Annotated in this window: 31 protein-coding genes; 24 read left to right on the forward strand and 7 right to left on the reverse strand. The window is 72.1% G+C overall.

The window, feature by feature from the left end:
* Window positions 1–236: 236 nt before the first annotated feature.
* The 6 genes from ACIRVF_RS38715 to ACIRVF_RS38740 all read right to left on the reverse strand — a co-directional run bounded on the left by ACIRVF_RS38715 (window position 237) and on the right by ACIRVF_RS38740 (window position 7,902).
* The gene (locus ACIRVF_RS38715) at window positions 237–1,670 is read right to left on the reverse strand and encodes a hypothetical protein (protein WP_402829003.1); all 1,434 of its coding nucleotides are present in this window, start codon (window positions 1,668–1,670) and stop codon (window positions 237–239) included.
* Window positions 1,671–2,054: 384 nt separating this feature from the next.
* The gene (locus ACIRVF_RS38720) at window positions 2,055–2,882 is read right to left on the reverse strand and encodes a DciA family protein (RefSeq protein WP_402829005.1); all 828 of its coding nucleotides are present in this window, start codon (window positions 2,880–2,882) and stop codon (window positions 2,055–2,057) included.
* Window positions 2,882–4,132: a hypothetical protein gene (locus ACIRVF_RS38725; RefSeq protein WP_402829007.1), complete on the reverse strand. Its 1,251-nt coding sequence runs from the start codon at window positions 4,130–4,132 to the stop codon at window positions 2,882–2,884. Before ACIRVF_RS38725 ends, ACIRVF_RS38720 begins: the two co-directional genes overlap by 1 nt.
* A 1,211-nt stretch (window positions 4,133–5,343) precedes the next feature.
* Window positions 5,344–6,144, reverse strand: coding sequence for a GIY-YIG nuclease family protein (locus ACIRVF_RS38730; protein WP_402829009.1), 801 nt, complete (start codon window positions 6,142–6,144; stop codon window positions 5,344–5,346).
* A gap of 217 nt (window positions 6,145–6,361) precedes the next feature.
* Window positions 6,362–7,096, reverse strand: a complete 735-nt coding sequence (locus ACIRVF_RS38735; protein ID WP_402829011.1) for a glycosyltransferase — start codon at window positions 7,094–7,096, stop codon at window positions 6,362–6,364.
* On the reverse strand, window positions 7,093–7,902 hold the full coding sequence (locus ACIRVF_RS38740; RefSeq protein ID WP_402829013.1) for a GntR family transcriptional regulator: 810 nt from the start codon (window positions 7,900–7,902) through the stop codon (window positions 7,093–7,095). Before ACIRVF_RS38740 ends, ACIRVF_RS38735 begins: the two co-directional genes overlap by 4 nt.
* A 401-nt stretch (window positions 7,903–8,303) precedes the next feature.
* On the opposite strand from ACIRVF_RS38740, the gene ACIRVF_RS38745 reads away from it, so the two are divergent.
* The 13 genes from ACIRVF_RS38745 (at window position 8,304) to ACIRVF_RS38805 (ending at window position 20,357) form a co-directional block, all read left to right on the forward strand.
* Window positions 8,304–9,161 (forward strand): hypothetical protein, encoded by an 858-nt coding sequence (locus ACIRVF_RS38745; RefSeq protein ID WP_402829015.1) that lies wholly within the window; start codon window positions 8,304–8,306, stop codon window positions 9,159–9,161.
* Window positions 9,162–9,289: 128 nt separating this feature from the next.
* Window positions 9,290–9,715, forward strand: coding sequence for a hypothetical protein (locus ACIRVF_RS38750; RefSeq protein WP_402829017.1), 426 nt, complete (start codon window positions 9,290–9,292; stop codon window positions 9,713–9,715).
* Window positions 9,716–10,054: 339 nt separating this feature from the next.
* Window positions 10,055–10,552, forward strand: coding sequence for an ATP-binding protein (locus tag ACIRVF_RS38755; protein WP_402829019.1), 498 nt, complete (start codon window positions 10,055–10,057; stop codon window positions 10,550–10,552).
* A gap of 89 nt (window positions 10,553–10,641) precedes the next feature.
* Window positions 10,642–11,097 (forward strand): hypothetical protein, encoded by a 456-nt coding sequence (locus tag ACIRVF_RS38760; protein ID WP_402829020.1) that lies wholly within the window; start codon window positions 10,642–10,644, stop codon window positions 11,095–11,097.
* A 30-nt stretch (window positions 11,098–11,127) separates the two neighbouring features.
* A complete protein-coding gene (locus ACIRVF_RS38765; RefSeq protein WP_402829131.1) occupies window positions 11,128–11,400 on the forward strand; it encodes a WhiB family transcriptional regulator in 273 nt (90 codons plus the stop codon).
* 102 nt (window positions 11,401–11,502) lie between these two features.
* Window positions 11,503–12,093 (forward strand): hypothetical protein, encoded by a 591-nt coding sequence (locus ACIRVF_RS38770; protein ID WP_402829022.1) that lies wholly within the window; start codon window positions 11,503–11,505, stop codon window positions 12,091–12,093.
* A gap of 35 nt (window positions 12,094–12,128) precedes the next feature.
* Window positions 12,129–14,198, forward strand: a complete 2,070-nt coding sequence (locus ACIRVF_RS38775) for a hypothetical protein (protein WP_402829024.1) — start codon at window positions 12,129–12,131, stop codon at window positions 14,196–14,198.
* A gap of 224 nt (window positions 14,199–14,422) precedes the next feature.
* A complete protein-coding gene (locus ACIRVF_RS38780) occupies window positions 14,423–14,938 on the forward strand; it encodes a hypothetical protein (RefSeq protein WP_402829026.1) in 516 nt (171 codons plus the stop codon).
* 1 nt (window position 14,939) lies between these two features.
* Entirely contained in the window at window positions 14,940–15,122 is a 183-nt protein-coding gene (locus tag ACIRVF_RS38785; protein ID WP_402829028.1) for a hypothetical protein, read from the forward strand.
* A 144-nt stretch (window positions 15,123–15,266) separates the two neighbouring features.
* Complete coding sequence (locus tag ACIRVF_RS38790) at window positions 15,267–17,432, forward strand: hypothetical protein (protein ID WP_402829030.1); 2,166 nt, start codon at window positions 15,267–15,269, stop codon at window positions 17,430–17,432.
* Between the two features lie 14 nt (window positions 17,433–17,446).
* Window positions 17,447–17,950 (forward strand): hypothetical protein, encoded by a 504-nt coding sequence (locus ACIRVF_RS38795; protein WP_402829032.1) that lies wholly within the window; start codon window positions 17,447–17,449, stop codon window positions 17,948–17,950.
* A 110-nt stretch (window positions 17,951–18,060) separates the two neighbouring features.
* Window positions 18,061–18,897: a hypothetical protein gene (locus tag ACIRVF_RS38800; protein WP_402829034.1), complete on the forward strand. Its 837-nt coding sequence runs from the start codon at window positions 18,061–18,063 to the stop codon at window positions 18,895–18,897.
* Window positions 18,894–20,357: a transfer protein gene (locus ACIRVF_RS38805; protein ID WP_402829036.1), complete on the forward strand. Its 1,464-nt coding sequence runs from the start codon at window positions 18,894–18,896 to the stop codon at window positions 20,355–20,357. The genes ACIRVF_RS38800 and ACIRVF_RS38805 overlap by 4 nt, the downstream gene beginning before the upstream one ends.
* Before the next feature lie 18 nt (window positions 20,358–20,375).
* Here ACIRVF_RS38805 and ACIRVF_RS38810 read toward each other — a convergent pair whose 3' ends face one another.
* Entirely contained in the window at window positions 20,376–20,603 is a 228-nt protein-coding gene (locus ACIRVF_RS38810; RefSeq protein ID WP_402829038.1) for a hypothetical protein, read from the reverse strand.
* Between the two features lie 98 nt (window positions 20,604–20,701).
* Here ACIRVF_RS38810 and ACIRVF_RS38815 point away from each other — a divergent pair, with 98 nt between their 5' ends.
* From ACIRVF_RS38815 to ACIRVF_RS38865, 11 genes are all read left to right on the forward strand, one after another.
* A complete protein-coding gene (locus ACIRVF_RS38815; RefSeq protein ID WP_402829040.1) occupies window positions 20,702–20,896 on the forward strand; it encodes a hypothetical protein in 195 nt (64 codons plus the stop codon).
* A gap of 43 nt (window positions 20,897–20,939) precedes the next feature.
* Window positions 20,940–21,308 (forward strand): hypothetical protein, encoded by a 369-nt coding sequence (locus ACIRVF_RS38820; protein WP_402829041.1) that lies wholly within the window; start codon window positions 20,940–20,942, stop codon window positions 21,306–21,308.
* 117 nt (window positions 21,309–21,425) lie between these two features.
* Window positions 21,426–22,076: a hypothetical protein gene (locus tag ACIRVF_RS38825; RefSeq protein ID WP_402829043.1), complete on the forward strand. Its 651-nt coding sequence runs from the start codon at window positions 21,426–21,428 to the stop codon at window positions 22,074–22,076.
* 129 nt (window positions 22,077–22,205) lie between these two features.
* A complete protein-coding gene (locus ACIRVF_RS38830; RefSeq protein WP_402829044.1) occupies window positions 22,206–22,595 on the forward strand; it encodes a hypothetical protein in 390 nt (129 codons plus the stop codon).
* 158 nt (window positions 22,596–22,753) lie between these two features.
* Window positions 22,754–23,515 carry a hypothetical protein gene (locus tag ACIRVF_RS38835; RefSeq protein ID WP_402829046.1) on the forward strand — a complete coding sequence of 254 codons (762 nt, stop codon included), beginning with the start codon at window positions 22,754–22,756 and terminating at the stop codon, window positions 23,513–23,515.
* A gap of 101 nt (window positions 23,516–23,616) precedes the next feature.
* A complete protein-coding gene (locus ACIRVF_RS38840; protein ID WP_402829048.1) occupies window positions 23,617–23,856 on the forward strand; it encodes a hypothetical protein in 240 nt (79 codons plus the stop codon).
* A 126-nt stretch (window positions 23,857–23,982) separates the two neighbouring features.
* Window positions 23,983–24,339, forward strand: coding sequence for a hypothetical protein (locus ACIRVF_RS38845; RefSeq protein ID WP_402829050.1), 357 nt, complete (start codon window positions 23,983–23,985; stop codon window positions 24,337–24,339).
* A 74-nt stretch (window positions 24,340–24,413) separates the two neighbouring features.
* Entirely contained in the window at window positions 24,414–24,581 is a 168-nt protein-coding gene (locus ACIRVF_RS38850) for a hypothetical protein (RefSeq protein ID WP_402829052.1), read from the forward strand.
* A 19-nt stretch (window positions 24,582–24,600) separates the two neighbouring features.
* On the forward strand, window positions 24,601–24,999 hold the full coding sequence (locus ACIRVF_RS38855; protein WP_402829053.1) for an RRQRL motif-containing zinc-binding protein: 399 nt from the start codon (window positions 24,601–24,603) through the stop codon (window positions 24,997–24,999).
* A gap of 148 nt (window positions 25,000–25,147) precedes the next feature.
* Complete coding sequence (locus tag ACIRVF_RS38860; protein ID WP_402829055.1) at window positions 25,148–25,561, forward strand: hypothetical protein; 414 nt, start codon at window positions 25,148–25,150, stop codon at window positions 25,559–25,561.
* A gap of 121 nt (window positions 25,562–25,682) precedes the next feature.
* On the forward strand, window positions 25,683–25,994 hold the full coding sequence (locus ACIRVF_RS38865; protein WP_402829057.1) for a hypothetical protein: 312 nt from the start codon (window positions 25,683–25,685) through the stop codon (window positions 25,992–25,994).
* Window positions 25,995–26,022 lie beyond the last annotated feature (28 nt).

Raw genomic sequence — 26,022 nt, forward strand, 5'->3', positions numbered from 1 at the left:
TCGGTGCCCCCATTGTCCTCGGCGGGGACCTCGGGCGGTACCGGCTCACGGCTTCATACGGCGGACCGGCCCCGGAGGCCCGCCACGATCAGGTGTTACGCGGCACCGGAGAGGGTGGCCGGCTGCGGCTGGCGGGCGGTGCGCAGGGGGGACGGCGTGGCCGCGGGCGACGGCGAGAGCGGCCCGGTGGAGTGCGATGAGGTCACGCGTGCTTCAGCAGGTGCCGCTCCGTGTTTCTAGTGGTCGGCAGGGATGTGGTCATCGTCGGGACGGCGGGCTGAGGGTAGGTGGAGACAGCGACTTGCAACCTCGCGGCCGTCGACCTCGTCCGAGACGAAGCCGTTGATGTCGCACTGGTTGCACGCCGCAATCCGATCCCGTCGACGGGGACCTTCCACCGCCTCCAGCACCTGACGGGCCGCACCGAGGGCAGCCGGCACGGACAGCCAGCGCGGCGGCTCGTACTCAGGGACGGGCTGACGACGCTCACGGGCATCGTCCAACTTCCTGCGGACCATGGTCACCGTCGCTGACGAGGCCTCTGGCGGCCCCATCCGTGCGTTGCGCTCCTTCCACGCTGCCGCCGAGTCTGCAGCGCGCCAGACGATCGCAATCATCTGCCCCGTGGTGTATCCGCCCGTGATCCCATCGACGATTGTGTCGAAGAGCTCAACTTCGCGGGTTTCCGGTACCGGCGGATAACCGTACTTCTTGGTCAGCAGGGAATTCAGGTAGTCGATGACGTGGGTGGCCTCAAGCGTGGTGACGAGCCGAGCAAGAGAGGCGATCTCGGCCGCTGACTGCTGGCCGATCGCGGTGGCCCGCCGGACGCAGGTTTCTGCGACCAGGTCGATCGTGGCGTCGGGATCAAGCTTGAGAGTCCACAGCACTTCGGCGGGCCCGTACATCAGGCCACCGCCTTCCCCCAACTGGAATGCGGACAGCGGGGACTGCGCGTCGACCACCAGCAGCCCCTGCTCGCGAAGACTCGAAAGGGCCTTCGCATCGCGTTCCACGTCACCGGTCCACCCGCTCTCCAAGGAAGACAGCGCGGGCAGCGGCTTCGACTGGCCGGCCCGAGCGCGCTCTGCTAAGGCCAGCAGCAGGACCAACTCCGCGTTCCCGTCCACGGTCTCGGAAACGCAGGGGGCCTCCCGCTCCCGTGTTGTCCACACGACGACCCTTTGGCGCAGTTCCTCCTCGGCCTCCCGCGCCTTCCTGTTCTCCTGTTCCGCCTGCTGCGCTGCCAGGCGCTGCTGCTGCTCCTTCACAGCCGTGTGCTGCTTTAGGCAGTCCGGGCAGAGACCGGTGGCGCGGGGTTCGGTCAAGGTAGGGCCGGCGAGAACGGTGCCGGCCGACCGGTTGGCAATCTCGATCGGCTCACCGCACAGCGAGCACCCGACAGAGAGCAGGAAGGCGCGGGAGTAGGCGGTGACCGCATTCAGCACGGTCAGGGTCGAGCCCAGCTCGCGGACCTTGTACCGCCAGCCGTAGGCGGTGAGGTCCCAGTAGCGGTGGATCAGCGCTAGATCCTCGGGTGTGGCGTCGGGGGCGACCTCGACCTGGAGAACCGACTCCTCACCGTGGGGGAACCGCAGGATCGTCGGTTCCACGACCGCAGCGGCCTTGGCCACGGCTTCCCGGCGACGTCGACGCGCTCGCTTGCCCATACCGCCCCGCCCCCTAAGCAGGTGGCAACCGATCAGCCCGGCCGGTAGCCACATGTGTCTATATGACGCCGTAGTGTAGCCATGCCGCGAGGTGGTCCGCGCCCGACCGGTTCGAGTCCGCAGTCATCATCACAGGCGGGTGGTTCACAAGGTAGGCGTTCCGGGTTCAGAGGCATCAACCTCCATCAGCTCCGATAGGACGGCGCAGGCGCGACCGACGCTTTCCTGGGTGAGGTGCCGCATCCCCACAGCCACCTGCTCGCCTGGCTACGCACCATCAGCAAGATCCACATGGGCTACGCCCGAGCGTCGCAGGACCTCCACCGGGAGCTGCGCGCTGGCCACCGGTGAGGTCTGCAAGTGGGGAGCCAGGCCTCCTGCGGCTTACGCCGCTCCGGCCTGCGGCACAGCCGGGCGGGCGGTGCGCAGCGGGATCGCCCCGGCCCGGGTGGCACGGGCGACGGCGAGAGCGGCGCGGTGGCGTTCGCGCTGCTGGCAGGCGTGTTGGTCAGCGTCGGTGACCGGGACGGCCTCGACCGCGGGCCGGCGGGCGTCCTCGGGCTCGCGCAGCCAGTTGTAGCTCCGGCGCAGGATGGCCTCCCGCTCGGCAGCGGCCTCGTCGAGTGTGGCCTGGCGGGTGGCAGCGTTCTCGCGCATCCGACGGCGCAGTTCCTGGTAAGCGCGGTGGTCGGCGAGCGGGGGCCGGGCCAGCTGCGCGGCGGGCCGATCGTCACGGCGGGTGAGCCGATCATCGGGGTTCGGGTCGTGCTGCACCACGGGAGCGGGGCCGACGCGGACGTCGATGGCCCGCACGGTGCCGGGGCACAGCTGGTCGAGGGCACCGAGGATGCGGCGGGTCTCGTAGCGCAGCTGGGCAGCCCAGGTCGGGGAGTCGGCGACCACACGCAGGCGGCGGGTGGTCGGGTCGTAGCCGGCGAGGTGCCAGTGGGCGGCCGCCTCGGCGCCGACGATGTCGGGCCAACGGTCGCGCAGGCCTCCGCTGACGGTGCCCAGAGTCCAGCCGTGGGCGGCGACCAGGGCGAGGAAGACGTCCGCGATCGGCTCGGGTTCGCGCGGGCCGCGCCGAGGTACGGCCGTGGTCTGCCGCGTGGTGCGCTGGACGCGGATGTTTCCGCTGGTGCGGGCGGCCTGGCGGGCGGCGCGCAGGGCAGTACGGGCCAGGTCGGCTCCGCTGCTGTCGGGCTGGCTCATCAGGCGCCCACCACCCGGTCAGCGTCCTCGAAGGCGGCGCTCCAGTAGTTCAGGAACGCCCGGTCCTGGTCGGTGAGCTCAGCGGCCGGCCGGGCCGGACGGGCGTGCTCGCGTACCCGGCGGTAGACGTCGTCCGCGGCGATCCGGTCGAACGCGTACAAGCACCACTGCCGGTAGCCGGTCCCGAAAACGCCCAGGTCAACCGCTACATCGTCCCAGCGGTCTACCGGCTTCCAGGCCGGCAGGCGGCTGCCCTGCGGGCGCCCGGCCGGGGCATCCAGGAGGCCATCGGCCAGGTAGTACAGCTCGCCGGTCTTCACAACCAGGCCGTGCTCCATCAGCGGGGTCAGGCGGGCGTGGACGGTGGCGCGGTGCCTCCGCGTACTGGACGCGAGCTCCACCGCACTCTGCCCGTCCCGGTACGCGAGCGCCGCCACCACCTCGGCGGCCGTCTTGCCGAGACCCCGGGCCCGGAAGGCGTCCCGGGTCATCAAGTCAGTCAGCAAACGGAAGTCCAGCTCAACAGGGGCATCAGACGGGACAGCGGGCACCGTGGCTGAGGTCTGTCGCCGGTTGACCCCATCCAGGTACCCGGGGGCCTCGTGCCCCACCTGGCGGTTGGGGTCAACCGGCGACACAGCATCAGCCGATCCCGCACGCGGCTTCCCCAGCACCCACTTCGACGACTTCCCCGACCCGCCCTGCTCCACCCGCCACAGCCACCCAGCAGCCACCAGGCGGGCGTCCGAGCGCTTCACCGTCGACTCCCCCGCCCCGATACCCAGCGCCAGCTGACGCTGCGACACCTCGTGGTCGAACCCGCCGGCCCGCTCGCACAACCCCAGCCGGTACAGCAGGTTCGCCCGGTCGGTCTGCCCGGCCTGGCCACGCCAGGGGAACACCTCGATAGCGATCCGACGCTCCGCCACCGCAGCAAGCGCATCCCGCCGTTCCCGGATTGGCGCGGACTCACCCGTCACACGCACCGCACGCCGCCACACCCGGTCCAGGTACTTCGAGGCATGGTCATGGCCCTTGGCGTGCGCCAGGTCCCGCAGCAGAGCACCACCGGGCGCCGGCGAGGCCAACAGGACGTCGCGCAGTGCGAGCCGGTCAGCTCCGGCCCGAGCGAAGGAGAACGCGATCGCACTGGTGACCCGGTGGGTGTCCCGGCCGGCACCGGAGCCGCCGTCCGAGCCGCCTTCCCGATACCGCTCCATTCCCGAGCCATCGAGCACCAGCGCCCGCATCCGTGGAGACAACCCGGCAGGGATCTTGGACCGCCAACCCACTGACTTCTGGCCAGGCATGGCCGGAACGGCGCGGTTCGGGCCCGACCGTGTGACACTCGAAGCCTCACCCAGATGGGTGATGTGCGTCACATTGTCGACAGCGAGCGCGGCGGATCCGACAACCGGTCCGCCAACCGGTCCCTGGACAGAACCCAAGGCAGCAGCGGGGGAGGAGATCTCTCGCCCCTCTCCTCCCCCATCGTGCGAGCTCAAACCGGGGACACCACCGCGGACGACGGGGGCACCGCAAGACTGGAAAGGCCCGCTGACCTGCTCAATAATGACAAAGCTCCCTGCTGCTAGATGGGTAGGGCGGCAGCACCCCCTCGGGAGTGCTGACAAGAAGCACCCCTCGTGGGTGTGGACACACAGCCCCCTCGCGGGGGCGAAGACCGATCAGCGACCTCCCTTCCTCTGGATCTGGGTGTTGCGGGTTGGGTGCAGCCGAGGCCCTTGCAGGGGCACCGACTGCGGGTACTGCGACCGGTTGGAAAGCCGGTGGTGGTGCATTGCGAAGGCCCTGGGAGGGGCCGAAGCGACGGCCCCTTGCCGGGGGCCGGGTACTACGAGTGGCCCTTGGAAAGGGGCCGGTTGTGGTGCGAAACCAGGTAGTGCAGCTGGTGGTCGGTTGGAAGCCGATCCCCCAGCAACCCGCTCAACGGTGTGGAAGCCCGAGAGCGGGGTGGAGCAGGTAGGCCGATTCGGGGTGGAAATCCCGAAGAGCGGCCGGCGGAGTCCAGACCTGTGGAAAGGTCGGGGCACCGCCACAGACGGCTAGGTCACGGCGCACCCCCACACGGGGGGCAGCAGGCCCAGCCGCACACACGACGACGGCACCCCGCCGGAGCGAGACCGACTCGGTCGCTCCACGGCGGGGTGCCGCGCGTATGCCAGGACCCGGCTGCGGGTACCCTTCATCACGTCACCACCTCCCTTGTGGTCGACCGGGACGGGCCCCTGGCAGGGGGCGCCGAGCCACTTCACCGCCGTCCGGACCCTCACGGTCCGGGCGGCGAAGTCGTTTTTGATCACTGCTGCGCACAGCCTACCCCTGCCGTTAGGACGCGGAGTAGCGGTGAAATCACCGTGTCGGTCCGACGCTTCAACGAGCTGAAAGTCCGACAAGTCCATGCCTCCTACTCTGCTGTCCGGTCGTCGAGGCCCGCCGGTCAGATGTCCCGGGCCCACCACCTGCCTCCCAATGCTTCGCAGTCAGCCCGGGAATAGCGCACCGTGAAAGATGCAAAGTGCACCGATCTCTGGCGGCGACGCTGGTGTCGCTCGGTAGCGGCAGTTCGTTCTGCATCGCTGTACCCGATTAGCGGCTCTCCTGCTGCTAGGAGTTGATCGACAGCTTCTTCCCGGAGAACGTGGAGAAGTTCAACCGATGGCCTTAGCTCCTCCCCTCGAAGCTCCCGAAGCCAATCGCGAACTGCCTTGCTTGTCATGGCGCTCGGGCTGCCGATTGTCTGTGGCTGGACGGTCTCGTCGACGTGACGCACGCTTCCGTCACGAGGGTCGCGGAGCAGGTAGACCGTCACGTGCTGGCCGTGCCCCGGGATCCAGTTCTCAGCCTTGCGGATGGCGGCTGCGAGCCCGGGAGTCTCCGCTGCCAGCTGGGCCAAGTCAGCAGCCTCGAAATTACGTGGGCGCGGTAGGTGCTCTCCAGCCCTGAGCTGCGCGACGACGTCTTGCACTGCTGCGACCGGCTCAGGCCCAAGATCGAACCATTCACCATGAGACCGCTCCGCTTGAAAGCAGGCGTGGAGACGGGCCTCAAGCCCACGATCACCGGGAGTCTGCCAGAGGAGTTCGAGCTTTGTCGGCGCTCCGATCTGAAGCTCGCGGACCCTGCGCTCGGGATTCCGGGCAGTACCAATCTTCACGAGAGGGAGGCCGGCGGACCCGAGAACGTAGACGAAGCCACCCTCTCCCGAGTCCAGGCGGTCCAAGTTCGGTAGGTCATTCATCCTGGTTCCCCCTTGTCTCGATTCGGATTGGCATTGTCATCGTGGATTCCGCAGCTCATGGAGATGAGCGCGAACTCCACCGCCTCGGGAGCATAGACGCAGCTGCAGCCAGCAGTGCCTCCCCCTCCGAGTGCGATTCCCTTCCTCTCAGAAGCTGACTACAGGATGCCTGTAGGGGCTTTCAGAGGGCCGAGGAAAGAGACCCACGGCCCTGGCCCTACCGCCTCAGAGCCTCAGCGTGCTTCCGGATCGCACCCATGCGGGCCTCCCATTCAGGACCCTCCCTGTGATCAGCATGGGCGGTGGTCTGCCCGGGGTGCTTGCGGTAGTGCAGGCCAGTCTGTTCGATGAACCAACCGTCCGCGAGGACGTCCAGCGCCATCAAGAGCGCGGTGTCTTCGGAAGCGGGCAGCGCCATCCATCCGCCGGCCAGGGCCAGCAGTTCCTGCCGGACGCACAGTGTGGCGGGGTGCACCTGCGGCCGGTGCGAGGTGGACCAGTAATCAAACAGGGCTCCACGGGGCATCCGTCCAGCCTCGGGGTCGCCGAGCGTGTAGTGGACCAGGGATCCGTCCGGCATCAGGTCGAGCACTCGCGAGACCGTCCAACCGACATCGGGGTGTTGCCCCAGCACCTCGATGTCACGTGCAAGCGCTCCCGCAGGAAGGACATCATCAGCGTCAAGCACCTTCACCAGGCTGCCGCTGCTGCGGCCCCAGGCCATGGTCCGGCTGACGCCCGGGCCGCCCTTCCGATTGCCGCTGGCCTTCACCCGGAGGTCGGTGAGGATGCTGGCAGGCACCTCGGAGCCGTCGCCTCCATCGACCTGGATCAGCCACTCCCAGTCCCAGCCGTCCGGCAGGATCTGGGCGGCCAGCGATTCGTAGGCGTTCGAGAGGTACGGGATTGCGGCGTCGTGCACGGGGGTGACGATCGAGAGAAGCCCGCTCACGCGGTGGCCCACCTTTCCAGAGGGACGGCGTACTGCAACTCAGTGCGCTCCCCCGGCAGGACGACGTGGGAGTACTCCACGACATCACCGCTGGTGGAGGTGCTGATCTTGTCCAGGAGCAGCACGGCGCTGTTGGGCGGAATGCCGAGTTTCTTGGCCTCGGCCGCCGTTGCGACTCGCGTGCGGATCGCGTCGTCGATGCGGTCGATCTCAATCCCGATGGTGCTCAGCTGATGGTGTGTGCCACCCGGCCAGGGCTCACGCTCGCTGTCCAACAAGTCCGGGTTCCGCGCGGCAACCGCGTGAACCAGGTATGAGTCGATCAGTGACAGGGCCACCGAGTCGCCCGGAGTGCTGTGCCAGTAGTGCCGATGCAGCATCAGCGTGCCGACCTCGACGCCGAAGCGTGTGGCCATCTCAGAACTTGCGGGCTCGGCGTTGAACACCGCATGGCACTCGACCTGGTCGTGGTCGAGGCCGGTGTCCTTCTCCACAACTCCGTTGTTGCTCCGCTCCCCGATGGGTGACTGTGCGAGCTTCTTTTCCCAGTTGTAGCGCTCCTGATGACGCCTGATGTTCTGGGGAGGCCGGCGCCGCACGGTCGTGCCGTGTCCGCGCGAGGTAGTGACCAGCCCCTCCGTCTCCAGTGCGGTGTACGCAGCGCTCACAGTGGTCTTAGACCCGTACCCCTCGGCTACCAGGGTTCGGATGTGTGGCAGCGGGTCTCCAGGCTGATAGACGCCAGATGCGATCTCTGCTGCGAGGCGATCTGCGAGCTCACGCCATTTCGGGGTCTTCGGCGACATGGGATCTACCTCCTTTCGTGCGCCAGTGAATCACAGTCCCGGGACTGCAACAAGATTAGCAGTCCCAGGACTCACTGTCCCGGGACTGTTGACAGTCCCGGGACTCCGGTGTCATCGTTTCATCACGCACCGCAGTCCCGGGACTATGAGCCTGGTGATAGCGAGCTGTGACGCGCTGCGAGGGGCAGTTCACCCTGGCAGCGGCACCAGTACAAAACCGCAGGTAGTCGCCGCCCACAGTCCGGGTGCCGGGTAGCTCCACCAAACCCATGCGACTGCCACGCAGCAGCGCTGATGCGCTGTCCGCTCGCCAGGGCGCCGGGATTTCCCGTGCGGCCTGGCGGGCGGAGAGAGCACCGCGATGCGGCCCTCACCTTCTCCGTACAGACGAGGAGCACCTGATGACCACCTCGACCGCGATCCCCACGGCCCGGGAGCGCAAGCGCCGGACCCGCACGACCAACGTCTCCTCCCAGCCGGCGCTCCGGGTTTCGAAGCTCCCCATCGCCTCGGTCCAGCTCACCCACCGCGCCGAGGTCCTGGCCTGCCCGGCCTGCCAGACCTGGTGCCCCCTGACCCTGAACAAGGGCACCAAGGAGTGGAAGATCGCCCCGCACCACACCGAGCGCGCCGGCACCACCGGTGCCCGCCGCTGCAGCAACTCCAACCGCCTGGTCATCATCGACATCCCCTCACTGGTCCGCTGGCAGGAGAAGCGGGTCGAGGCCAGCGCCGACGCCGCCGCCCGCCGGCCGACCAAGGTCCTGCGCAAGGTGCCGACCCCGAAGCCGCCGGCGCTCCACCAGCTCACCCCGGCCGCGCCCACCGCCGACACCGCCCTCCGCACCTACGAGACGCACCGCACCCGGTGCGCGGCCTGCACCACCAGCAAGAAGGACGGCAAGCTCCGGGTCAAGCACTGCGCTGACGGCGAGCGCCTGGCCGTCACCTACCTCCAGCTGCTGCGCCAGGAACCGGAACGCCGCGCCGCCCAGGCCCGAGCCGAGGAGGAACAGCGGCTCGCCGAGCGCCGCCAGGCGAAGGAGCAGGTCAAGCAGCGCGCCGCCGAGTGGCCGGACGCGCAGGTGGACTTCCTGCTCGCGAAGCGCCGCCGGGCCCAGCACATCACCGGCCGTCTCGTCGAGCCGATCCAGGGCGCAGCGGTGCCGGTCGAAGCCCGCCCGATCGGCGCGGTGCGCAGCGCGGAGGACGTGCTGGCCGAGAACCCCATCCGGAAGCGCCAGCAGCTGCCCACCTGACCAGCACCACGCCGGGCTCAGCCCGGTTCCAGAACTGAACAGCACTCCATCAGCCCGCGGCGGCCCGGAATCTCCGGGTCGCCGCTTCGCATAGCCGTACAACCGACACCCGTACCGAGGAGACCGCGATGCCCGAAACGACCGCCGCCATGCTGCTCACCGACGCCTACACCTGGTACTCGACCGGCCTGCGGGACCTCGTGCGGGAGCTGCTGGACGAGGCCGGCCTGGACATCAACGAGGACACGGTCGACGACTTGTGCGGCGAGCTGTGGCTGCACGCGGCGGAGTTCACCGCGACCCGCTGTCTCTCCTTCACCGAGGTCCTGGATCTCCTGGATTGGAGCGCCGACGTCCTGGTGAACCGCCTGCGCAACCAGCCGGCGCCCATCCTCGCGGGCCGGCTCGGCACCGCCGCGGACCCGGCCGACATCGCCGGGCTCGTCACCAACACGATCGACGACGCCGACTACCGGCCGGCCGCTCGCCCGCAGCGTCCCGCCACCACCAGCTTCGCCTTCGCGCACCTGACCGCGCTGCGCTCTGCCGCCTGACCAGCGGCGTGTCTTCTTCTGCGACGCTGCCCGTCGCCTCCGCCCCGGCCTGCTGGGGCGGGGACGGCGGGGGGACGGCAGGAGCTGCTCCCACCAACAGCGACGGCCCCGGGTTGCGCCCCGGGGCCGTCAACGTCGCGCCTAAGTAGGAGGCAACGACTGTGCTGCACAACATCATTGCACGCCCCGCCCTCAACCTCGCCCCGGGTGACAGCGACCCGGACATGGACGAGGCGCTGCGCCGCGTCCGCGGTGGCCGGTGATGACGGCCCGCAGCTTCGCCGGCGGCACGCCGGTGACCAAGCCCAGTACGCCGGCCAAGCCGAAGGGCGGCAAGCGATGACCACCACCACCTACGGCACCGGCACCGCGCCCGACCTCACCGCGCAGGAGCCGATCCTCCCCGCCCCGCGCCCCGGCCTCTACCTGGTCCACCGCCTCGGCGGGATCACCGCCCACCTGACGGCCAACCAGGACACCGTTCAGACCATGCGGGCCCTGGCGCTGACCGTCCTGGTCGCCCACGGCACCGACCTGGAGACCGCCGAGTCCGCCCAGCTGGTCCTCTCCGAGCTGATCGGCAACGCCGTGCGCGCCTGCGGGGAGCACGTCCCGCTGGTCGTGGAGATCCACCGCTCCCGAGGAGTGGACGCGGTCGTCACCGTCCACGACCCGCTCGCCGGCGCCGGCCCCCGCCGCACCGACACCGCCCCCGACAGCGACGAGGCGGAGTCCGGCCGCGGCCTGCTCCTCCTCGACATCCTCGCCCCCGGCTGGACCGTCAAGCCCTCGCCCATCGGCAAGGCGATCCGCTGCCGCATCCCCGCGGCCGGCTGACCAACCACCCCTCCCCTCGCTCCCGCTGCGCCCCGGACCCCGGCCCGGGGCGCAGCGGGAGCTCCTGAACTTCCCGGCCGGAGGCCACCATGAAGCACCGCGCCCGCATCTCCACTGACGCCCGCCGCGCGTACTACTGCGCGGACAGCACCCGACGCTGGATCGCCCGTTGCATCGGCCCGCGTCGCGTCGGCGGCATCTACCGCGGCCCCTACACCGGCGACACCCCCTATGAGGTCCTGGCGATCGACCCGGGCCCGCGCGAGGGCTGGCCGACCTGGCAGATCACGGTGCGCACCGTCGGTGAGGACCGGATCCGCCGGCACTGCACCGCTTGGGATCACGAGCGCGACGTCGTCATCAAGCAGCCCGAGGACGACACCTTCGCCCAGGCCTGGGCGGCCTGGCAGCTGACCCACGACTCGGACCCGTGGACGCCGCGCGAGGCGGACAGCCCGGACTGGCAGCACGTCCTGGACGAGATCGCCCACCCGGTGAGCACCGCCGCGTTCCAGAAGCTCGCCCACACCGCCCGGATCAGCTGACCGAGAGGAGCCCGCACCATGAGCAAGATCATGCTCACGACCGCCGCCGAGACCGACTGGCGGATGCGCGCTGTCTGCGCCGAGGAGGACCCGGAGCTGTTCTTCCCGATCGGCAACACCGGCCCGGCCCTGCTGCAGATCGAGGAAGCCCGATCCGTCTGCCGTCGATGCCCGGTGCTCGAGGACTGCCTCACCTGGGCGCTGACGACCGGTGAGGACGCCGGCGTCTGGGGCGGGATGTCGGAGGACGAGCGGCGGGCGCTGAAGCGCCGCGCCGCCCGCAACCGCGCCCGCACCGCCTGACCCTCGCAGCGGTTGCTGCCGTTCGCCCCCGCCCCGGACCGCCGGTCGCGGGGGCGTTCGACGGTGCCCGACGCACCGCCCCGATAAGAGAGGACACCTCCGATGGCGCTTCCCACCTGGATGCTCACCCACACCGACACCTCGAAGCCGGTGCCGCTGGCCGCGCTCGGCCAGCTCCTGGTCTGGCTGGACAGCACGGAGAACAGGGTGGACTGGAAGGCCGCCCGCCTGGCCCGCGAGATGGACCTGATCGAGGCCGAGCGCGCGCTGGACGAGGCGCAGTACGGGCGGGAGAAGGCCACCGCCGAGCGCGTCGTCCAGCTGCGCGAGCGCGTGGCCGAGGCGCGCGGCCGCGCCGGCCTGGCCGCGCTGGTCGAAGAGCTCGCCGAGCGGACCCGGCTGCGGATCGCCGCGACCGCCAACCACCCGGGCACCGACGCCGACGACAGCGTGCTGCGGGCGCTGGCCGTCGACCTCAACCTCGGCATCCGCAACCTGATCGACGCCCTGGCCGACACCGAGCACGTCCACCACCCGGCCGAGGCGCACCGCAACGCGGCCGCGGCCCTAACCGAGCTGACCTCCGCGCGCCGGGCGGTCGAGGCCACCGGCGCGGCCCGCGACCTGCGTCGCTGGGCCGAGGCGGTGAAGCTCGCGCTCGACGTGACCAGGCTGACCGCGATCCCGGCCTGACCGATCCCCATCACGCGCAGTTGAGAGGAGCCCCTGTGGCGACCCGACGCACCCCGGCCCGACGCTCGGCGGGGACGAAGACCACCACCCCGAAGACCACCACCGTGCCGGAGGCTGTTCCGGCGCCCCGCGAGCCCGAGCTCGACCAGGCCGCCGCTTCCACAATTGTGGAAGCGGCCCAGGCCGAGGCCGAGCAGCTGCGCGCCACCGCGCAGGCCGAGGCCGAGCAGCTGCTCGAGGCGGCCTGCCGGCAGGTGGCCGACGCCGAGCAGCATGCCGAGCAGATCCAGGCGCAGGCCGGCGCCGTCCTGGCCGGCGCCGAGCAGCAGGCCGCCGCGCGGAGCGCTGAGCTGGAGGAGCGGCTGCAGGCGGCGCGTGACGAGCTCGCCGACGCGGTCAAGCAGCGCACCGCCACCGAGCAGTCGGTCGCCCGGTTGCAGCGGCTGACGGAGCAGCAGCTCCAGGGCGCCGAGCAGACGGTGGCCCGGGCCCGGGCGATCGCCGAGGCCGACCTGGCCGCCGCCGAGCAGACGGTGGCCCACCGTCGCGAGGTCGCCGCCAAGCTCCACGGCGAGGCGCAGGCGGAGGCCGGCCGGATCGTGGCCGCCGGCCGCGAGCGGGCCCAGCAGCTCATCGCCGAGGCCGAGCAGTTCAAGAAGCAGGCCGAAGCGGAGGCCGCGGCCAGCACCGCGCACGCCGAGCAGCTGGTCGCCGACGCCAAGCGGCGCGCCGAGGACCTGGTCGCCGCCGCCGAGCAGGACGCCACCGCCCGGCGCGAGTCGGCGGCGAAGGCCCGCGAGGAGGGCCGGGCCGACGCGGAGGCGCTGCGCGAGCAGGCCCGCGCGCAGGTCGAGGCCGCCGCAGAGGAGGCGGCGCAGCTGCTGGACGAGGCGCGGGAGCGGGCGGACGGCATCGCGGCGCAGGCCGAGGTGGAGGCCGACCAGCGCCGCCAGGAGGCGGCCGAGCTGCTGGCCGGCGCCGAGGCGCAGGCCACGGAGGCGGTCGCCGAGGTGCGGGCGATGGCGGAGGCGAAGGCCTCCGGCGAGATCGCCAAGGCGGAAGCCGAGGCGGCCGACCTGCTGTCCGACGCCAAGGCGCAGGCCGACCTGATGGTCACCGACGCCGAGGGCCGGGTCCGCGAGGTACTGACCGCCGGCGCCCGGCAGCAGGCCGAGGTGCAGCAGCGCCTTGCGGCGATCCGTCTGGAGGCCGAGCGGGCCGAGGAACTGGTCGCCAAGACCCGGGTCCGGCAGAAGTTCGTCGACCTCTGGGGGCCGCGGGTCGCGCTGGGCGCGACGATCGTGCTGACCGCGTCCGGCGAGTTCGCTCTCGCTCGGCTGTCCGGCTGGCCCGCGCAGATCGCGTGGGCGCTGCCGCTGTCGATCGACGTCTACGTCGTCCAGTCGTTCCGCCGGCACCGGGACGTGCTCGGGGCGATCGTGCTGATGGTCGCCGCCAACGCCGTCTACCACCTGGCCAACGCCGGATTGTTCGGCGTCGACGTCCACGGGCATCCGAAGTGGTGGCTCATTGTGACCGTCGCGGCGATCGCGCCGTGGGTGATGTGGCGCCTGCACCACATCACCCAGGAGGACGAGGACGGCTCCCACGAGACCGGGCCGGACGCCGGTGAGAGTGAGACCGACGAGGGCGAGGGTGAGATCGACGGGCCGCTGTACGTCGGTCTCACCGATGGCCTCGCCGCCCTCCCCTCCGGTCTCACGGCTGACGTGAACGGAGCGCGAGACCGGGTTGAGACCTGGCCCGGCCTTCGTGAGACCGAGGCCGGTGAGACCGGGCCCGTGATGAGACTGGTTGAGACCGGCGACGGCGAGCGTGAGACCAGCAGGTCAGAGCGTGAGACCGAGGGTGAGACCGGGCCGGGCGCGGCGCTGGTGAAGCGCACCGGTGAGACCCGGCGCCGCTCCGCGACCCAGGAGCTGGAGATCGAGGGCGAGGTCACCGCGCTGCTCAGTCTCATGTACCGCCGGGGCGACAAGGACGCGGTCTCACTGGACGACGCGATGAAGGTCATCGGCAAGTCCCGGGCGACCGCCGGACGGCGGCTTGAGACCGCCCGGGGCCGCTTCAAGCAGACCGGCTGAGACCGGGCCCCTCTCGCGCACCTGACGGTGCGGCGGACGAGCGGCCCGGTCCCCGCCGGATCGTCACTGAGAGCAACACATGTGGTCGGCCGCTCCGGTGGCCACCAGGGCGCGGCAATCGCCCTGGTGGCCGCCGAAGGCGCCGAGCGCCGAGCACCACCGTAGCGACCCGTGCATCCGGCCGGAGCCCGGGTCGGTCAACTTCCCCTTCCTGGAGGACCCGCATGTCCCAGCACCACAAGAACGGGTGGACGTCCGAGCACCTGCTCCGTCCGCAGGGCACCAACCTCTACGCCGCCCAGCAGCGCGAGCGGCTGCGGCAGATGGCCAACGAGGTCCAGGCGCTGCTGCACGAGTACAAGTCGGCCCTGGAGAACATCCGATTCGAGGGCGACAAGCCCATGGAGGCGAAGGTCCGCGCATTCCGCGCGACCCGGCCGATGGCCGCCCTGGAAAAGCACCTGCGCGACGCGGTGAACGCGGCCGGAAAGATCGACGCCTCCTACAACCGCTTCTACGTGGAACTCCCGGTCAAGCGTGAGGCCCGCGCGAAGGCGAAGGCCCTCCAGAAGGCCAACAAGGCCGGGACCCAGAACACGCAGGGAATCCAGGCGGTGAACACGGCGGCGAGCCTGCACGGAATTTCCGCCGGGTTCGCCGAGAACCCGAACGGAAACGGCGCGGGAACGCCCCAGGACCAGCCCCCGGCGACGTTCCTGGATTTCCTGAAGGAGGCATGAAATGCCGCTCACTCCGGGGCAGCTCGCCCACTGGAATGCGCGGGTCCTGGCGGCCGGAACGAATGCGGAGCGGGCGCCGGTCCTGTGGGACCTGGCCCGCGTGGTGGCCGGCCGGGACGAGGCGGCCTGGGCGGACCTGGTGCGCCTGCTCACCCAGTGGACGCAGGCCCGCGCCGGCTCCTGACGGCCCGGGCGGCGGGGTGACTCTTCGCGCTCACCGAAACCGCCGCGATGCCGCGATCCGGGGTCTCCACGTGCGCGCACTGTGCGCGCACGCGAGGGACCCCGGATCGGTGACGGACAGTGACGACTGATTGGAGGCGGCCGGATGGCCGACGACACCACCGGGGGGACCGTGCTCGGCTTCCCCGGCCTGAGCCTGCCGGGGGTCGTGGGCGAGGACGGCCCGGGCGACGGGCTGCCCACCCTGGCCCCGCTGACCACCGAATTCGCGCCGCCGGCCTCCCTTTCCGTGGAGGAAGGCCCGGACCTTTCCGGCCGGGAGGAATCCACCGCCAACGGAATGGAGGCCGCCCCGGCCGCCGGGTCCGGCTCCTTCGCCGGGACCGCCGCCATGTCCACCGTGATGATGGCGGGAATCACGGTCGCCGCCCTGCGCGGCGCCTATCACGCCGTCGGCTACCTGAAAGCCCGCGCGGAGCACTTCAAAGCCGTCCGGGACCAGCAGAGCGCCGCCGCCGGAAAGGCGAATACGGAACTCGAAAAGGCCCGCGCGTCCGCCCTGGCGGCGCAGCAGCGGGGCCGTTTCCAGTCCGGCCCGGAATTCGGCCGGAACACCCGCAGTGGCGGCCCGAATTCCCTCCAGAATTCGGGCCGGACTAACGGTCCGGTGCCTTCCACGTTCCGCTCCACCGGGCCCACCGGGCCGACCGGCCCGCAGCCGAAGAGGCCCGAGACGGGCCGTGGAGGCGGGCAGGGCGGCGGCCCGGGGCCGGGGGGCAGCACCGGGCCCGGGCGGGTCCAGGAGGCCCGCAGGGGCGCCCTGGAGGCCTCCGGCCGAAATAGCCGTCTGGAGCGCAATTCCGGGCCCCAAAGCGGCCCCCGGAACGGTCCCTTGAACTCCCGTCAGGACCGCCCGGGCCGCCAGCTCGCCGGGCCGGACACGATCCGCGGAGCGACCCGCCAGCGAGCCGCCGACCGGATCCTGAACGGCCCGAAGGACCGCCTGCCCGGCCCCGACCGGAACAGGCCGGACCGGCAGACCAAGGCCGACCGGCAGACGCGGACCGAGCGGCAACCGGCCGGCCCGGACACCGTGCGCGGCGCCGCGCGGCGCCGGGTCGCCGACCGGATCACCACCGGCAGCTGGAAGCCCACCGGCGCCCATGGCGGCGGCGGTGCCACCCCGGACACCATCCGCGGCGCGCTGCGCAAGCGAGCGGTCGACCGGATCCTGGGCGGCAAGAAGCCCAAGGACGCGATGGACGCGAAGGACGGAACGACGGCCCCGGCGCAGCCGACCGCGCCGAGCACCGAGCTGGCCGTGCGGCCCGGGACGCCCGGCACCGGAAGCGCCCCGGCGGGCGCGGCCGGGACGGCGTCGGCTGCCGCCGGCGCTCGCAAGGGGCGCCGGTTTCGGCGGCTGTTCACTCCGGGCGGGGCTCCGGGATCGCGGCCCTGGCGGCTGCGCAGGCCCGGCACCACCGCCCCCGGCAGCCCGGAAGACCTTCGGGCCCGAAAGCGTCAGGCGAGCCAGGAGCGCAAGGCCCGCAAGAGTCAGGAACGCCAGGAACGCCGGGCGCGGCAGACCCGCGAGCGGGCGGAGCGCACCAACACCCGCCGCTCGCAGAAAGCCCGCCGCACCGGCCGCGCCACCGGCACGGCGACGGGCCAGGCCGCCGGGGCCGACACCGGGTTCGGCCCGCCGCCCGGCTGGGTCACCGGCGCCAGGACCACCGTCCACCGCGCCGACCGGCCCGGCCCGCACACCGCCGGCTCCATCGGCCGAGGACAGGCCGCCCTGCCCCGCGCCCCCCACAGCAGTCCACATACCCGGCCGGGCACGACCCGCCCCAACCCGATGCCCCCGGCATCACCGACTGGAGGACGACCCGTGACCATCCCCGCGCCCAGGCTGGCGGCCGGAGCCCAGTACGCCGGCGACTCGGACCTGACGATCTACGACGTCATCGAGGCGGATGCCGACATGGCGGAGGAGATCCTCGCGGGCGCCGACGAGGCGCGCGAGGCGGCGGAGGGCTGCGAGAAGCTGCTCGGCCGCCTGGAGGCCCTGCACGCCAAGGTGCTGGACCTGAAGGTGCCCGGCGTCCTGGAGGGCCTGGTCGCCGGACTGATCGAGAAGGCCGAGGAGGTCAAGGCGAAGGCCGACGCGGTCGCCGAGACGATCCCGGCCGCCGCCGAGGCCATCGCGGTGGCCGGGACCAACGCGGCCCGCCGCGACCAGCAGGTCGCCGACACCACCCGCGACATGGGCCACGCCGCGCCCGCCGAGCGCGACTACCACGACAAGTAAGGAGGGCCTGCCCGATGTCCGACACCGACCTCGCACCGGTCACCAGCAGTGCGCCGGCCGCCGTCCACGACGCCCCCACCGACCGACCCGACCCCGGCGCCGGCGCCTCCACCGGCGGGGCGCTCGCCGCCGCCGGCGAGGTGATCCACGACGCCGTCAGCTACGGCGTCGTCATCACCCAGCTCGCCATCGCCGCGGTGCGCCTGGCCTCCCTGTCCGAGAAGGTCACCGGCACCTACCAGTACGTCGAGGGCTGCGCGAAGTCGGTGCAGCGCCTCGCCGACCAGGCCGCCGGGATGAACGTCGACCGGGACACCGTCGGCGAACACCGCGACGCCGCCGCCGTGATGCTCTCCGTCCTGGAGGAGGCCGAGGCCATGGCCACCGCCACCGCCGAGCTCTCCACCCTCTTCCAGCAGACGGCGGATGCGCACGAGGCCGACTACGGGCCGGTCGACGATGTGATCGCCAACAAGGAAGGCGACCTGGCCGACCGCGAGTTCTACGCCAACCGCTGACCCCCCGGGGCGGCCGGTGCCGCCCCCACAGGGCCGCGCTGGCCGCCCCTTTCGCACCCCGAGATCCCCGCCGCATCCCCGGCGGCACCCGCGAAGGAGCACCCCCGTTGATGTCCCTCGGCCCGCTGCGCGGGCGCATCGCCGTCGCCCGCGGCTACGTCGGCCGCACCGCCGCCCTCGCCGGCACGGCGGGCCTTACGACCTGCGCCCTCACCACCGACACCCTCCCCTTCGCCGTCACCCTCGCCGGCGCCGGAGCCGCCACCGCCTGGGGCCTGGCATGGTCCGCGACCCTGCCCGCAGGCCGCGTCCGCGACGCCGCCACCGCCCTCTACCTCGCCTCCCCCGTCAGCGCCGCCGGCCTGCTCATCACCGAACACCTGGTCCACGGCCTGCACTGGTGGGAGTTCGCGCTCGACGCGCTCTGGGCGGCCGCCACCTGGAAAGTCCGCCCGGCCCGCATGGCCCGCGTCCTGGCCGGCCGCGAACGCTCCCTCACCCCGCAGGCCGTCCAGCAGGTCCAGGAGCAGCAGGCCGCCGACCTCGCACCGGCCGGCTCCAACCACCCGATGTCGACCTGGTGGGCGCAGCGCGTCGCCGTCGAGGGCGGCGTCGCCCCCGGCACCGTCCTGACCGACGTCGAGCGCACCGGCGAGAAGTCCATGACCGCGCTGATCCGCGCCGCCGCCCCCGGCACGCCGGTGCCCACGATCTCCATCACCGCCCTGTCCGCGCTCCTGGACTGGGACGAGGAGGAGATCACCGTCACCAAGGTCAAGGGCCACGGCGCCGGCGTGCGGCGCCTGTACGTCGGCATCGCGCCGCAGCAGGTCATCGACCCCTACACCAACTGGGTCCAGAACATCGCCCCCAAGGGCATGCCCGGCACCCAGATCACCGAGATCCGCAAGGTCCCCGTCACCAACCTCACCAAGGAACTCCCGTGAGCGGCACCATCTACGAACTGACCGTCCAGGCCCCGCCCGGCGACATCATCACCTGCGACCCAGCCCGCCTGGCCGACGCCATGAACATCGACGACCCCTCCCGGCTGTCGATCGAGATCATGGGCAGCCGGGCCCTGGTCACCATCTACCCCTACGACCCGCTCGCCGACGTCCTCATGCCCGACCCCGACTGCCTGGTCATGGACTTCACCGGCCGGATCTGGATCGGCAGCTACCACAACGGCCGCCCCACCAAGCTGCGCCTGTACGACCCGAAGTCCGGCTCGGCGCAGCGCATGCTGCTCTTCGGCACCACCGGCGCCGGCAAGTCCACCGGCGGGCAGATCATCCTCGCCGCCATGAAGCGCTCCGGCGTCGCCGTGTTCTACGCCGACCTCAAGGGCGGCCAGTCCGCCCCCGAGGCCCGCGGCAACGTCGACTGGTGCGTCTACACGCAGGAAGGCGCCATCGCCCAGCTGCGCACCTTCTGGAACATCATGAAGGAGCGCGAGCGCCGCTACGCCGAGGCCGGGCGCTCCAAGTTCCTGATGAACCGGCCCGACCCGCTGATGTACATGGTGGTGGACGAGGCGAACCGGCTGCTGGAGAAGGGCGCCCCGTACCGGGACGAGGCCACGTTCTACATCAAGGACATCGGTCGCACCGGTCGCTCGCTGGGCATGGGTATCGCGCTGTTCGCCCAGGCCGGCCACCTCGAGGAGCTCGGTGGCTCCGACACCCTGCGCTCCATGCTCAAGGAGGGCGAGGTCATCCTGCTGCGCTGGACCAGCAACCTGATGCGCCAGCTGGTCTCCGACGGCCTGCTGCCCGCCGGGCAGAAGCTGGCCTCCATCCCGAAGTACGCGGGTGCCGCCAAGCTGGTCTCCCAGTTCGACACCACGGTGGAGGACGAGGACCGGCCCGGCACCCAGGGCAGCGGCTACCTGCTGTCCGGCCCGTCGCCGACGGCGCGGATGCGGTTCTTCCGCGTCGGCTCGCCGGTGCCGACCGAGGGCCTGGACCCCGAGATGCTCGCCCTGTACGGCGACGGCCCGCACCAGGTACTCGAAGAGGAGTCCTGGGAGGCCGCGGGCGAGGCCTACGTCAAGAAGCTGGACGGCCTGGAGGCCTACCAGCTGGCCTGCCCGGAGAAGTTCGACGACTCCGAAGGCGGCGGCGCAGGCGGCCGGGGACGGGGCGGCAACGGCGGGGGCGGGAACCGGGGAGGCAACGGCGGTGGTCGGGCGCGCAGCGCGCCGGTCCCGGTCATCCCCGCCCCGGAGCGTGAGCCGCGGTCGGCCTCCCGGCTCACCCTCGCCGACCGCGTCCAGGCCGTCCTGGAGAACACCGACGGCGAGGACCTGGACATCCACGAGATCCTCGCGGCCGTCAACGCCGACGGTGGCCGTCAGGTCGGCCTCGGCAGCGTCCGCAACGCCCTGCGGGGCCTGCGCGAGTAAGGGCGGGACGGCGAGGACTCAGCAGTAGTCCTCGTCGTCCACCAGGTACACCCGGCCCCACTCGTCGGTGCGGGCCTCGTAGATGAATCCGCCGATCACGACCCCGGCCACGCGGATCTCCAGGCCCGGCTCGTAGTCGTCCGACAGGTGCACCACCCCGTCGTCGTCCGTGTACGCGCCGTAGATCACGTTGTCGTCCGAGACCACCTGCTCGAAGACAAACCCCTCACGCCGGATGAACCCCACCCTCGCACCCTCTCTCCCACTCCACCGTCTGCCGGCCACCAGCCTGACGCACCGTCGGCCCGCCCGGCAGCCCTTCACCCGCACCCCAGGAGCCAACCGTGATCGTCACCGCCTCCCTCACCGCCGTGCTCGGCATCATCGTCGTCGTCCTCTACCGGTTCGGCCGACTGCGGATCCTGCCCAGCCTGACCGTCGGCGCCTTCGGCTTCAGCCTCGCCACCACCGGCGCCGCCCCGACGATCCAGGCCTTCCTCGGCGGCGCGGTCCACCTCCTCGCCAGCATCCGCTTCTGACTACCCGCCAACCGCCCCGCACCGCCCGGGAAGGACCCCGCCCATGGACACCCGCCGCACACCCACCGCCCCGCTCGGGCCCGTCGACCTGCTCCTCGCCGAAGCCGCCCACGACCCGCGCATGCGCCGCCGCCCCCTCGACAACACCGCCGAGGAGACCGTCCAGGCGCTCACCGCCCTGTGGGAGGCGATGCAGCTGCGTCACCGCAGGGCGCTGCCCGCCGCGCCCCGCCGGCCGCAGCTGCAGCCCGGCCCGCCCTGCACCATCGTCATGGTCGACGAGGCCGAGCTCCTGATCGGCCAGTCGCGCAGCGGCAAGCAGTCCCCGGAAGCGGCCCGCCTGATCCGCGAGATCCTCGCCGCCGGCCGCACCAGCCGCATCAACACCGGCCGCCGCCTCCCCAAGCAGTAACCGCTCCCGGCCTCTCCCAGGGCCGCCGGACTCGCCGCCACCCGGCGGGGGCACATCCGGCGGCCCGAGAAGGCGCCGCGGCGCCCCGCCCACCCGCTTCCCCGAAGGAGACCACCCGTGCCCGGCACCGACCACACCCCGAACCACGACTCGCAGGTCATCCTCCTGGAGCGCGGCTACGCGCCCACCACCATGGACGGACAGCTCGTCGCCGTGCCGCTGAACGCGGACTGCGGGGACGCCACATGCGTGCCCGCGATCGTCGACGGCCAGGCCACCGCCGTGCCCGTCTTCGACGTGAGCGCCCACCTGGACGCCATGGCCGCCCGCCTGGCCGACCACCGCCAGGCCATCACCGCCATGGGCCCCGCCCCCGTTCCCGCGGCCGCACCGGCCGTCGACCCGGGCCTGTCGCTGGCGGTGCGCCAGTACGTCCTGTACGGCTCGATCGCCGCCCTCGCGGCCGGTGGCGCGGTGTGGATGCTCGGCGCCGCCGTCGCCGAGGTCGCCCCGCACGCCAGCCAGATCGGCGACCTCCTCAAGTGGGCCGCGCTCCTGGTCGCCCTGGTCGTGCTCGGCGTCTCCGGACTGCTCGGCAAGCTGCGCTCCGTCGCCGCCGGCAGCGACACCGGGTCGAGCGCGAACGCCACCGGCGAGGGCGCCAGCGCGACCGGCACGGTGCTGGCTCTGGTCCACCGCACCCACACCACGACCATCGGCAAGCAGTCCGCCGGCTGGCGCGGCTCCATCAGCAACCACAACGGCTGACCAGCCGGTCCACCGGTCTCGCCCCCGGCCCGCCTGCGCCCGCCCCGCCGAACCGGCCGGGCGGGCGCGGCGCGTCCGGGGACGTCGCCGGCCGACCGGCCGACCCCGCCGTGTGAAGGGAAAACCGCTGTGAACCAGCCCTCCGTCCAGGCCGCCCGCACCAAGACCTCCACCCCCGCCAGGGGCGACTACGTGCTCTACCGGGACATCGACCGCTACCTCAAGGGCGAGAGCGACCACACCCTGATCTGCCGTGTCCTCGGCGACTGGGGCCCGTACGCCCCGGGGAACGTCAAGCTCCTCGTCCTGGCCAGCGGCGAGGTCATCGACAAGGCCCCCGTCCTCTACATCCGGCCCTTCGACCCGGCCGAGTTCATGCACGACATCGACACCGCCCCGCTCGGCGCGCTCGACGACGGCCGGATCATGACCGCCGCCGGTGCGTGGATCGCCGCCCAGCGCACCACCACGGTGACCGCCACCGACACCCCCGCCCTGCCCGGCGGCACGCAGGACTGACCGGCCGCCCGGTCTCGTCCCCGGCCCGCCTGCGCCCGCCCCGCCACTCGGCGAAGCGGGCGCGGCGCGTCCGGGGGCGTCGCTGGCCGACCAGCCACACCCCGATCCGTGCGCCCATCCCGGCGTCCGCGCCACCAACCCGAGAACAGGACCACGCCATGAACCAGCCCAGCCGGCCCAACCCGTTCGCCCCCTTCGGCCAGGAGCAGCCCGACCCGAAGGCCGGCGCCGCCCCCGGCACGCTGCGTGCCGCCGCCGCCCAGCGCGCCCGCAAGCTCACCGCCCCCGGCAGCGTCCTGGACCGGCGCCGCCGTGAAGTCCTCGCCGCGCTGAACGGCGACTGGGACGACGCCGAACCGTGGATCAAGGCCGTCGTCTACCTGCTCGCCCTCACCGCCGGCGTGCTGCTGCTCGCCGCCGTCGGCGGCATCCTCCTGACCGCGCTCACCGACCTGGTGAACGCGGTTCACCTGCCGACCACCCTGCCCGCCCACAGCACCGGCCTCGTACGGACCGTCACCGAGCCCGTTCACCGCTACCTGGACTCCCACACCGCCAGCGTCCTGCCCGTCACGGGCACCGCGGCCTACACGCTGTGGAAGGCCATCGGCCTGGCCGCAGCCCTGATCGCGTTCGTCACCAGGGGCGCCACCGCGCGCCTGGCGTGGACCGCCTGGTCGTGCGCCACCCTCGCGATGGTCTGGGCCGGCACCGACCCCGCCGGGCGGCCCGTCGCCGTCGGCATCACCGCCGCCGCCATCGCCTTCGTCTCCCTGTTCGCCCTGCGCGGGCTGTCCTTCTCGCTGCGGCCGGTCATCTACAACATGCCCCGCAACGAGGTCGCCGCCCCGACCATCAACGTCACCATCCCCGCGCAGCCCGGTCCCGCTCAGGACACCGACCCGGCCCGGGAGCAGTAGCACCACCACCAAAGTCCCGGTCGGCCCGGCGAACGCAGAGCGTGCCGGGCCGACCGTCACCGCACCCACCCATCCGCTAATCCGAAAGGGGCTCCCGCCCGATGGCCTGGTCCATATCCCGTGACGCACGCCTTGCCGAACTGCGCCAGCTGCACCACGCCCGCTCCGCGACCCTCGCCAACTCGGTGCCCGGCACCTTCGCCCACGACGGCCTGACCAAGGAGTGCGACGCGATCTACGCCGAGATCAAGCGCCTGGAAGCCTCCAGGGGCATCTCACCGAAGGCCGTCCTCCTGGCCCTGGCGGTGCTCGCCCTGCTCGTCTACAGCCTCGCCCACTGATCCCGTCCGGGTCATCACGCTGACCACCGGCCCCGCCCCGCCGCCCGGCACCCAGCCGGGCCGCAGGGGCGGGGCCGGTGTGCGGCGCGGCCGCCCGGCCGAGACCAATTCACCAGGGAGCCAGCCATGCCCAAGACCACCACCGCCGCCCCGACCTTCGCCAGCCTGGCCCAGCGCCACGGCCGCCACCTCGCCTACATCGCCCGCCAGGACACCAACCCCACCGTCCCCGCCGACCCGACCAGCATCGACGCCACCACGCTGATCGAGCTCGTGAACGACGCCGCCTCCTTCCTCGACCAGGCCCGCCACGACCAGGACGCCGAGACCCTCGAAGCCGCCGCCCAGCTGCTCACCGAGGCCCACAACGCCGACGACGCCGACCAGCCCGCGCTGCTGCGCCGTGCCGCGCATCACCTGCGCGACAGCTACGACATGGCCTGCGAGCTCGCCAACGACCTCGGCGACGACCACGACTTCTGACAGCAGCCCCGGCCGGGACCGCACGCGCGGTCCCGGCCGCTCCCCTGCCCCGACCAGCCCACCGAGAGGCAACCGTGCCCGACTTCGACGTCAAGGTGATCAACACCGACGACTACCCGCTGATCATCACCGTCGACAAGAACAGCGTCGCCAACGTCCACGGCAAGATCCCCGCCGCCACCGTGGTCGGCATCCTTCGCCACCTCGCCGACCACTTCGAGCAGCAGGCCGCCGCCGACTGAGCCCAGGAAGGAGAGCGCAGTGCGCGCGATCGACCTCGACCCGACCGGCGAGCACCACGGCGGCACCCCGACCTTCCCCTGGAAGCTCGGCCCCGAGAAAGGACGGATGGCCACCCGCCGCCAGCTGCGCGAGATGGGCCTGCGCCCTGGCGGCCAGGCCGTGGCCGCCCAGGTCGTCTGCCGAGGCGGCAAACGCGTCGGCCATCTCTACCCGGTCGCCGGCGCCAAGCCGGTGCGGCCGATGACCCCGGCCCGCGCCCTCGCCCTCGCCGCCGCGATGAAGGCCCGGATGACATGCCCGCTCTGCCGCGTCACCTACGACTTCTGCCTGCCCCTGAAGTCGCTCGGTTCCTGCCTGCCGTGCAGCGAACTGTCCGACGAAGAACGCGAGCAACTCGCCGCACTCGCCGCGGCCTGACGATCCCCCTGGTCCACCGGGCCGTGACGCTGCCCACCACCGTGCTCCGCCCTGCGGCCAGCCAGGCCGCGACGGCGGGGCGCGGTGGTGCGCGGCGCGGCCGCCCGGCCGACACCCGCCACCGTCTCGCCGCCTCCTGGAGGCCACCGTGAACCGCCTGCTCCGCTTCCTGCCCGCCCGCCTGGTACGCCGCCTCGGCCGCGAACTCGCCCTGCACGACCCGGCCGCCCTGGCCGCGGCTCTGGAGGCCAACCCCACCGCCGCCCGCGCCAGCCACGATGCCGAGCTCCGCTCCGCCCTGCGGAAGCTGACCGGCCCGCTGGAGTTCCAGCCCGGCCTGGTCGGCCTGCACCAGGAGAGCGCCGACGTCGTGATCTACCTGCGCAGCCTCGCGGCCGCAGCCGAGACCAACCTCGACCTCAACGACCCCGGCCAGTACGCGCTCTACCGGGAACTGCTCGACTCCCTCCGGGCCGCCGAGGAGCTGCGCCAGCGCGTGGCCGCCGCCGCCTCCCGCGCCCTGCCCGCCGCCCAGAGCACCGCCGAGCTCCAGTACCTCTGACCTTCATCCGGACCCGGAAGCTGCCCACCACGGCGTCCCGTCCCCGAGCCGGCCAGGCCCGGGGACGGGACGCGGCGCGGCGCGGCCGGTCCGACAGCCCGATGACCGGAAGGAAATTCCGATGAGCACCAGCACCACCTGGGCCACCGCCTGGCCCGAGGGCGTCCTCGCCCGCTACCTGACCGTCGGCGGCGCCCACGTCGACCTGATGGCCCGCCGGTTCCGCACCAACTACACCGCGCAGGGCCGCCCCTACGTCAGCGACCGCTGGTACGAGGTCGACGGCTTCACCTGGACCTGCCGGGGCTGCGATACCCGAGGCTCGGTGAACGCCTTCGGCGACCCGTACCTGCCGACCGAGCGGAACAAGGCCCACGAGGACGCGAACGGCCACGCCGCGGCCTGCCGCTCGATGGCCCGCCCCGGCCACTGACGCACCGGAGTTCTCCGGGCCGTGACGC

Source organism: Kitasatospora sp. NPDC101157, from assembly GCF_044768255.1.
Taxonomy (GTDB): domain Bacteria; phylum Actinomycetota; class Actinomycetes; order Streptomycetales; family Streptomycetaceae; genus Kitasatospora.

Coding starts and splice junctions, on each gene's coding strand:
- ACIRVF_RS38750 (WP_402829017.1), top strand. CDS start 9,290: ATGCCCGAAACGACCGCCGCCATGCTGCTCACCGACGCCTACACCTGG.
- ACIRVF_RS38715 (WP_402829003.1), bottom strand. CDS start 1,670: ATGGGCAAGCGAGCGCGTCGACGTCGCCGGGAAGCCGTGGCCAAGGCC.
- ACIRVF_RS38765 (WP_402829131.1), top strand. CDS start 11,128: ATGCTCACGACCGCCGCCGAGACCGACTGGCGGATGCGCGCTGTCTGC.
- ACIRVF_RS38745 (WP_402829015.1), top strand. CDS start 8,304: ATGACCACCTCGACCGCGATCCCCACGGCCCGGGAGCGCAAGCGCCGG.
- ACIRVF_RS38780 (WP_402829026.1), top strand. CDS start 14,423: ATGTCCCAGCACCACAAGAACGGGTGGACGTCCGAGCACCTGCTCCGT.
- ACIRVF_RS38840 (WP_402829048.1), top strand. CDS start 23,617: ATGGCCTGGTCCATATCCCGTGACGCACGCCTTGCCGAACTGCGCCAG.
- ACIRVF_RS38720 (WP_402829005.1), bottom strand. CDS start 2,882: ATGAGCCAGCCCGACAGCAGCGGAGCCGACCTGGCCCGTACTGCCCTG.
- ACIRVF_RS38795 (WP_402829032.1), top strand. CDS start 17,447: ATGTCCGACACCGACCTCGCACCGGTCACCAGCAGTGCGCCGGCCGCC.
- ACIRVF_RS38770 (WP_402829022.1), top strand. CDS start 11,503: ATGGCGCTTCCCACCTGGATGCTCACCCACACCGACACCTCGAAGCCG.
- ACIRVF_RS38730 (WP_402829009.1), bottom strand. CDS start 6,144: ATGAATGACCTACCGAACTTGGACCGCCTGGACTCGGGAGAGGGTGGC.
- ACIRVF_RS38835 (WP_402829046.1), top strand. CDS start 22,754: ATGAACCAGCCCAGCCGGCCCAACCCGTTCGCCCCCTTCGGCCAGGAG.
- ACIRVF_RS38800 (WP_402829034.1), top strand. CDS start 18,061: ATGTCCCTCGGCCCGCTGCGCGGGCGCATCGCCGTCGCCCGCGGCTAC.
- ACIRVF_RS38790 (WP_402829030.1), top strand. CDS start 15,267: ATGGCCGACGACACCACCGGGGGGACCGTGCTCGGCTTCCCCGGCCTG.
- ACIRVF_RS38785 (WP_402829028.1), top strand. CDS start 14,940: ATGCCGCTCACTCCGGGGCAGCTCGCCCACTGGAATGCGCGGGTCCTG.
- ACIRVF_RS38760 (WP_402829020.1), top strand. CDS start 10,642: ATGAAGCACCGCGCCCGCATCTCCACTGACGCCCGCCGCGCGTACTAC.
- ACIRVF_RS38845 (WP_402829050.1), top strand. CDS start 23,983: ATGCCCAAGACCACCACCGCCGCCCCGACCTTCGCCAGCCTGGCCCAG.
- ACIRVF_RS38865 (WP_402829057.1), top strand. CDS start 25,683: ATGAGCACCAGCACCACCTGGGCCACCGCCTGGCCCGAGGGCGTCCTC.
- ACIRVF_RS38820 (WP_402829041.1), top strand. CDS start 20,940: ATGGACACCCGCCGCACACCCACCGCCCCGCTCGGGCCCGTCGACCTG.
- ACIRVF_RS38755 (WP_402829019.1), top strand. CDS start 10,055: ATGACCACCACCACCTACGGCACCGGCACCGCGCCCGACCTCACCGCG.
- ACIRVF_RS38725 (WP_402829007.1), bottom strand. CDS start 4,132: ATGCGGGCGCTGGTGCTCGATGGCTCGGGAATGGAGCGGTATCGGGAA.
- ACIRVF_RS38740 (WP_402829013.1), bottom strand. CDS start 7,902: ATGTCGCCGAAGACCCCGAAATGGCGTGAGCTCGCAGATCGCCTCGCA.